At 68.5% G+C, this 6078-nt stretch carries 4 protein-coding genes; 2 read left to right on the top strand and 2 right to left on the bottom strand.

Annotated features, from left to right (window positions below; all coding sequences use genetic code 11):
* On the bottom strand, nt 1-196 hold a 196-nt coding region (locus EJI01_RS27905), incomplete at its 3' end, for a helix-turn-helix domain-containing protein (RefSeq protein ID WP_148112378.1).
* Nucleotides 197-260: 64 nt separating this feature from the next.
* Here EJI01_RS27905 and EJI01_RS29530 point away from each other — a divergent pair.
* Together EJI01_RS29530 and EJI01_RS29535 are read left to right on the top strand one after the other, a co-directional pair.
* Complete coding sequence (locus tag EJI01_RS29530) at nt 261-440, top strand: hypothetical protein (protein ID WP_260602728.1); 180 nt, start codon at nt 261-263, stop codon at nt 438-440.
* Between the two features lie 24 nt (nt 441-464).
* Complete coding sequence (locus tag EJI01_RS29535) at nt 465-695, top strand: hypothetical protein (protein ID WP_260602729.1); 231 nt, start codon at nt 465-467, stop codon at nt 693-695.
* Between the two features lie 133 nt (nt 696-828).
* Here the strand turns inward: EJI01_RS29535 and EJI01_RS27915 are convergent, their stop codons facing one another.
* The gene (locus tag EJI01_RS27915; RefSeq protein ID WP_185879101.1) at nt 829-5655 is read right to left on the bottom strand and encodes an autotransporter-associated beta strand repeat-containing protein; all 4827 of its coding nucleotides are present in this window, start codon (nt 5653-5655) and stop codon (nt 829-831) included.
* Nucleotides 5656-6078: the final 423 nt, after the last annotated feature.

Raw genomic sequence — 6078 nt, forward strand, 5'->3', positions numbered from 1 at the left:
GCTTGAATGCAGGATCGTAGTTGCTGCGCCGTTTCGTTACCACGCCCGCATCGCCCAGAGAGTCATAGCCAGCGACCCATTTGCGCAACGACGCCACGTTCACGCCCTGGGCCGCTGCCGTCGCGAGCAAGCCACCGCCACCTTTCCTGTACGCCTTCACTGCGTCCAGCTTCTGCTTGTCTGTGTACCTGATCATCCCGTTTTCCTAGATTCGGTTCGTCCAGGTTTTGGGGGTCAGTTCAAACACAACGTGGACACGTATGTCAGAGATCAACACAGAGTTGGTGAGCCGGTTGGTGACCGGTCGCAAGCGAGATGGCCGCCGTACCTATGACGCAGAGGCGAAGGCCGAGATCATGCGGGCATGCATGCAGCCTGGCGTATCGGCGGCATGGATCGCGATGCAGTTCGGCATCAATGCGAACCTGGTGCGGACGTGAATTGGCAAGAAGCGAGGCGTTGAGGTGGCGCGACCGATCGAGCCGGTCTCGCGATTCGATAGCGTCGCGGCATTCGTGCCATTGAAGATTGAGGCCGCCAAGGCTGAGCCCGATCGCGCGCCGGTGGTGTTGCGTTTGCACGTACGCCTGCCCAACGGGGTCGAGTTCGATCTCGGCGAAGCTGGTCTCGAGGAGCTGTCGTCTGTCATGCGAATTCTCGGCGGCATGTCATGTGCCGACTCGACGAAGCGATGACGGTGTACCGTTCAATTGACGCGCCCTTGCACTTCCATTCTTCCTTGTACTCGCCGTGCCGACAGCTCCTGGGTGAAATGCCGTACTCGCGTCGGATGAATGCCATTGTTCGGGCGCCGTGAACGCCGCGGCATCACCACTTCAGCCGGACGCCAACCGATCCGTTGACCGAGGCCCCGACCTTGGCGTCGCCGCCCGTTGCCCAGACCCGCCCGATCTCGCCGTAGAGGCTGCTCGACCGGCCCATGCTCAGCGCGAAGCCGCCGGCCAGTTCGGTGCTGGTGCGGCCGACCGGTGCGGCAATGCCGCTTGCGAAGGCGCCATTCGCGAAGCGTGCCGTGTCGTTGCCATTGGTGCTGCGGTAGATGTTGACGCGCCCATAGAGCTGCAGCAGGCCGATGCCGGTCTCGACCGCGCCCTTGAGCCGCACGCCAAGGCGTGCGGTCCAGCCGTTGTCGGCCTGGGACTGCACGAGCGCACCCGGGATGGCGACATCGTCCATGTCCAGGCGCTGGTGGATCAGTTGCAACTGCGGCTCCACGGCCCAGCCGCTCGCGCCCAGTGCGAAGGGCTGGCCGATCTCGACCGATGCGGAGAGGCTGCTGCCCTTGCCCTCGGTGGCGGCATTCCACAGCGGCCGCGCGGTGTAGCGGTGGCGGCCCGCCTGCAGCACGCCATCGGCGTAGAAGCCGCTGTCGGCGGTGTAGGTGCCGTACCCGCCCAGGTACTGGCTGCGCAGGTCGTTGCGGCCCGCGCGCAGGTTCTGCTGGCCGCTCGCGAAGCCGTTGACGCGCGCGTCGCCTTCGAGCTGGCCGACGTACACGCCGGCGCGCCAGCCCGGCGCGCTCTGCAGGTCCGTGCCGGCCTGGAAGCCGGACCAGCCGCCCTCGCTGGCGGGCGAGACGGTGCCGCCCTGGCGGAAGTCGATGTCGGAGGCGATCAGCCGCCCCCAGGCGCGGCGGCCGGTGTCGGCGGCGGCGCCTGCGCCGGCCTGGCCCTGGCTCGCCTTCACGTCGTCGTCGCCGATGCGCTTGTGCAGGTCCCCGAGCATCGCGAAGCTTCCTTGGCGCAACTGGCTGGGCAGTGCCGCATACAGCGCGGCTTCGGGGCGGTAGGTGACCACGGGCGCGGAGGTGCCGGTCGGGGCCGCATGGGCGCCGTCGATGGTAGAACGCAGGTACCAGTTCTCGCCGCTGCCGTTGGCATCGGCCGCATACAGGCGGTACTCGTAGGCGCCCGCGTTCACATGGCCGCCCGCGAGCACGAAGGCGTCCTTGGTGGTCTGCGCGGTGGTGGTCGCGCCGTTGATGCCGCTGATCACCTCAATGCCGCTGCCGAGCGTGGGCGCGCCCAGCCCCGCCAGACTCGCGAGCTGGACCGTCGTGCGGCCGCTCGCGGTGGCGCCCGCGCCATCAAGCACGAGCCGGTCGCTCACCGGCACGCCGCCCGCGAGGCCCGTGCCCACGCGCAACAGGCCCTGTGCCGTGTAGGCACCAGCGACCGTCAGCGTGCTGCCCGCCCTGGCGCTCGCGAGGCTCACCGTGCCGCCGTTGTCCAGCGACGCGACCCGCTGGTCGAAGCCTGCCGTATCTAGCGTGGCGCCCGGCGCGAGCGTGTGCGCCGAGGCGGCGCTGAAGGTGCTCTCGCTACCCGCCTGCAACGTCCCGGCCGTCACATCGGTCGGGCCAGCGTAGGAGTTCGCGCCGGCGAGGGCCACTGTGCCGTCACCCGATTTCGTCAGTCCGCCCGCACCGGCGATCGCGCCAGCATGCGTGAGCACGACGCCGGCGGGCGTCTCCAGCGTGCCGCCCCCGGCCTCGAGCGTGGTTGCGCGGGCGGTGGTGAACGAGGCGGTGCTTCGCAGGGTGCCGCCATCCAATGCGAGCGGTCCCGTTTCGACACCGAGGTTGGCATCGGCCGCCACCTGCAGCACGCCGCCGCGGATGGCCGTTCCCCCCGAGTAGATGTTGATGCCGCCGAGCACCAGGGTGCCGAGGTCCAGCTTTTCCAGCGAAGAGGTCCCCGACAGCACCGAGTTGATCGTCGCGGTATAGCCGGCACCGAGCGCGGTGCCGTCGCCCACGCGGATGGGCGTGCGGGGCGCACCCACGAGCGCAATGCCGCCGCCATCGACCAGATAGCCGTCGCTCGCGAACTGCATGCCCGACACGCTGACTTGGCCGAGGCTGTTGTCGACCCGCACGGTGCCGGGCTGCGCCATGAAGACGGCGAAGGACCCGTTGGCGAAAGGCGCATTGGCCACGCCGGTGGCTTCGGTCCAGTTGTCGTTGCCGTTGATGTTCTGCCAGACGCCGTCGCCGCCGTTGACGACGGCGTTGTTCTTCGGGCCCGCCGCCCCGTCCCAGAAGTTGAGCAGCTCGCCGGAGGTCGCGACGAGGTTGACCTGGTTGGCGACCGAGGTCTGCACGAAGACGTTCGCCGACGGCATGGCGCCGAGCGTCAGGCCCTGGTTGTCGAGCGTGCCGCCGTAGCTGAAGACGCGGTAGACGCCCGTGTCGAACGCGCCGCCGGACGGGACGATGGCGTTCAAGGTGCCGTCGAGCCTCAGGTTCCCGGCAACGTTGGTCAGGTCGTTGAAGGCGCCCCCCGCCACGTTGGCCTGGCCGAAGCTGTAGTTCAGCGTCGATCCGCTCGCGAGCGAGAGGTCCCCGTTGATGGTCAGCGTGCCCGGCGCCGGACTCGCGCCACCGGGCGAAAGCGTCGCGCCATCGGCCAGGGCCACGTTCCCGCCGATGGTGCCGCGCCCGCCCAGCGTCGCGCCCGAAGCGACGCTCGTCGCGCCAGTGGCGGCCGACTGGTTGCCGTCGATGTAGAGCGCGCCGCTCGTCACGCTGGTGGCGCCCCGGTAGGTGTTGGTGCCGGAGAGCACGGTGGTGCCGCTGCCCGATTGCGTCAGGCTGCCGCTGCCGCTGATAACGCCGGCCAGGCTCGCTTCGTTCGAGTGGTTGACCACCAGTGCCGCGTTGTTCAGGACCGGCCCGACGATTGAGCCCGTCGTGCCGCCGTCGCCGAGCTGCAGCGTCCCCTCGGCGATGGTCGTGCCACCGTCGTAGGTGTTGGTGCCCGAGAGGATCTGCGTGCCTGCGCCGACCTTGACGACTGCGCCGGTGCCGCTGATGGCGCCGCCGAAGCTGGTGCTGGCGCCGTTGCCTCCCGTGGTCAGGGTGGCCGATCCTAGCGTCACGTTGCCGCCGGCCGCGCCGCCGCCGCTGAGCGAGCCGATGGTCTGGTTGAAGCCGTCGAGGTTCAGCGTGGCGCCCGCCGCGTCCGCGAGCGTTACCGCCGAAAGCGTGCCGAAGGCCCGTTCGCCCGCAGCCGCGCCGGCCTGCAGGGTGCCGCCCTGAATGACCGTCGGGCCGGTGTAGGTGTTCGTGCCCGACAGGATCGCGGTGCCGCTCCCGTCCTTGGTCAGCGTGCCCGTGGTGATGCCGACGAGGCCCGTGATGGTCGTGCCACCCGCCCCGCCGAGCATGAGATCTTGCCCCGCGCCCGTGATGGTGCCCAGCGTCAGCATGCCCGCGTCGGCGTTGATGCGCACCGCGCTGCCGAGCGTGATCGCGCCGCCGTAGGAGTTGGCCCCGGACATGTTGCGCAGCGCGCCGTCGTTCGCGATGCCGGTGCCGTTGAGGGTCAGCGCCTCCGCTCCGACGGCGATGCCGCCCTCGATCTGCAAGGCCGCGCCAGAGGCCACGGTGGTGCCGCCGGCGGTGGTGCCCAGCGCGGTGTTGTTCCTGATATTGATGACGCCGACGTTGATGTTGGTCGCGCCGGTATAGCTGTTCGCGCCGCTGAAGATCTGGGTGCCGGTGCCCACCTTGGTCACGCCGACCACGTTGGTCCTGCCGCTGCCGCGAACGATGCGGCCGCTGAACAGCCCGCTGTCGTTCGTGTGGCCCAGCACGATGGTCGAGCCGAAGTTGCCGATGGGGTTGCGATTGGCAACGATGATGCCGGTTCCGGACAGCGCGCCCATGTTGAAGCGGCTCGTGCCGAAGCCGTTGGCCCATCCCAATCCCTGGTCGGCCAGCTCGATGGTGCCGTTGAGCACGACGTTCGCATTGATCAGCGCATTGCTCGTGGCGGGACCGCCGAGCGCCAGGCCGCTGCCCGCGCCCGCCGCCGAACTGGCGATGCCGTTGATTACCAGCGTGCCGCCGAACGTGCTGTTGTTGTTGCGCAGGCTCACGAGATTGCCTGCATTGGTGGTGTTGATGGTGACCATGCCGCTGCCGTGCAGGCCGGCATCCAGAAAAAGCCCGCGGCCACCCGCGCCCGCGGGCTGATCGATGGTGATCGAGGTGCTGCCGCTGCTGGTCAGGGCGCCGTTCAGGATCGTGAAGCCCAAGGTGTTGAGGGTTTCCACCGCCGCGCCGTTGGCAAGCGTGATGGGTGCCGCCGTCGTCACGTTCGTCGCGCCGGTGAAAGCCAGCGTCGCGCCGGCGTTGACCGTGGTGGCGGAAACGTAGCCGGAGGCGTTCTCCAGCTCCAGCCTCCCGGCCTCGACGACGGTCGCCCCGGTGTAGGTTTTCGCGCCGGAGAACGTGAGGGTGCCGGCGCCCCGCTTCACCAGCGAAGTTCCTGCGCCGGTGATTGCGGAAGCGATGGTGGCATTCGTCGTTGCGGTGATGCTCGCCGCGGCCGCCAGATCCAGGGCGGCCCCGCTGACGGTATACGACTGTGCGCCGCTGGTCCCAAACGTCAACGAAGTGACCGAGACCGGCGCCGCAGCCTGGATGTTCACCAAACCGCCGGTTCCCTCGAAGACCGCGTCGGTCCCGAGGCCTGCGTTCCAGGTCACGTTGTAGGCCCCCCCGGTTGCGAGGCTCCAGGCGGGCGTCGTGAGCTGGTCCCAGTTCTGGGTTCCGCCGGCCGCGTCGAAATACAGGATCGCCGCGCCTGCGCCCGAGGGCGAGATGGTTGCGCCCACTAGCCAGCTCATCGTGACAGTCAAGCGGCGAGCCATCTGCCATGTCCCGACGTTCGCACCTCCTCCGGCGATGCGCGGGCTGCCGCGCGCGGGGGCGTCAGCCCGGAGGCCGGTTCGCGCTCTCTCCACCTTCCATGAAGACTTCCGGGCTCCTGCCTGCCGCACCGCGCTCATGCCCCGCCTTTGCAGGCAAGAGCGAAATGCCGGCCTCGATCACGTTGCGATGATGGTTCCCAACTCGTGAAGATCCTTTGCATGGGACGCCTCGAAGGTAACAATCGGTCAAATATTGTAGTGAGCCCTTTCAGTTAGTGAATGCCCTGAGGGCATCACGCTGCGTTTAGTGGTGCCAGCGGACTTCGGCGTCGATCAGACTCAGCCGAATTCCACCTTCGATTACTTGCAGGACTACTTCACGAATCGAAGCGGCGGCAT

The sequence above is a fragment of the Variovorax sp. MHTC-1 genome, from assembly GCF_003984645.1.
Classification (GTDB): Bacteria; Pseudomonadota; Gammaproteobacteria; order Burkholderiales; family Burkholderiaceae_C; genus Variovorax.

What these genes read in the sequence shown, in the direction of transcription:
- EJI01_RS29530 (WP_260602728.1), top strand. Translation starts at nt 261, where the DNA reads ATGTCAGAGATCAACACAGAGTTGGTGAGCCGGTTGGTGACCGGTCGC.
- EJI01_RS27915 (WP_185879101.1), bottom strand. Translation starts at nt 5,655, where the DNA reads ATGAGCTGGCTAGTGGGCGCAACCATCTCGCCCTCGGGCGCAGGCGCG.